A 1337-nucleotide genomic window follows, 5' to 3' on the forward strand; every position below is an offset into this window, starting at 1 on the left:
TTTCGTATCCTATGACTTTAGCAAATTTTTTATCATAAATTTTCTCTATTGTCTTAAGCGGCATATCCCATTGTATCAACATATGGTACCCCTCTGTTCACTACAGCAAAAACCCTTGCCAATAGTTTATTCCTAACAATATTGATGGTGCTCTTTTTGTTTTTTCCCATTTCAATTCTTCTCTTATAAAAGCGCTTCATCTCCAAACTGTACTGTATGGCTGAGGTGGAGCACATGCTCAAGAGGGTCTTTAGTTCTTTATTGGCGAAGTGGTTTACACCAGTCCTTCCACGGACACTAGAACCAGAAGTATAAGGGAACGGGGCTATCCCGCAGTAGCAGGCAAACTTTCTCCAGGTGCTGAACTTGGTAAATCCGCCAGTGCATACGATCAGGAACACTGCTGTAACCGGACCAATACCTTTAACACTGGTTACCAGCCGATAAAGGTTTTGCAGGTCTGGATCTTCTTTTATAACCTTATTGAGCTCTTCTTCTATGGCCTGTATTTCAGCATCTAGGGATTTGATAATGCGCCTCTGTGCTTCAAACAGGATATCGTCCTTTACCATATTCAGAACCCTTAACTGTTCGCCCAACCTAGTCCTGTGACCGGCACGTTGTGACACCAGTTTGCGTCTCAATGACATGAGGCTTTTCAACCTATTCAGAGTTTGGTTGTTTACCCGAGCGGGCTCAATCTCCTCCCGCATACGATAACCGTATTGAGCGATCCTTTTGGCATCTACTTTATCGTCCTTGCCTCTTGTAATCCCTAAGGAACGCTTAATCTCCAATCCCGGAACTATAGCATACATGCATGCTGTATCGCTTAGAACGTTGACAAGTTGGTAGGTATATAGCCCTGCATGTTCAAAAACGAAGAACAGCCCCGATTTTTTGGCTCCTGAGACACGTAGCCCCCAAGCTACCATCGCTCCTATGCCCTCAATGGTGTTGTCAAAGACTTCATGGGTACCACTGTGGTGATCGTAACAGTCTAACTTTAATTTGCTGACGTCAATGCCGATTACTTCTTTTATTTTCATAATTTTACATTGGTTTTATAGTTGCTTAAACTAAGACCTTTAATAGGTATGTGGACTAAAGTCCTATATGGTTCTGGGCAACTGGTTAAAAAGAGCGGGGACTAATACGAAACATAGTCCTTTACGACTTGACTGCGCTAAAGTTCACCCCGTTCTTTTTTTATTTATTCATCAATTCAAAGTTATTAACATTTTTATTAGCTATGAGTCTCCCCCTGCACCCCCTCTTTAATCATCATCATCATTATAGATATAATCTATTATACAAATCTAAAGGACTGCGCTCAA

Annotated in this window: 1 protein-coding gene; it reads right to left on the reverse strand. The window is 41.6% G+C overall.

Annotated features, from left to right (window positions below; genetic code table 11):
• Positions 1-53 precede the first annotated feature (53 nt).
• Complete coding sequence (locus PQO00_RS20275) at positions 54-1049, reverse strand: IS110 family transposase (protein WP_274186680.1); 996 nt, start codon at positions 1047-1049, stop codon at positions 54-56.
• Between the last annotated feature and the right edge of the window lie 288 nt (positions 1050-1337).

Source organism: Flavivirga sp. 57AJ16 (genome assembly GCF_028736925.1).
GTDB lineage: Bacteria > Bacteroidota > Bacteroidia > Flavobacteriales > Flavobacteriaceae > Flavivirga.

What these genes read in the sequence shown, in the direction of transcription:
- PQO00_RS20275 (WP_274186680.1), bottom strand. Translation starts at nt 1,049, where the DNA reads ATGAAAATAAAAGAAGTAATCGGCATTGACGTCAGCAAATTAAAGTTA.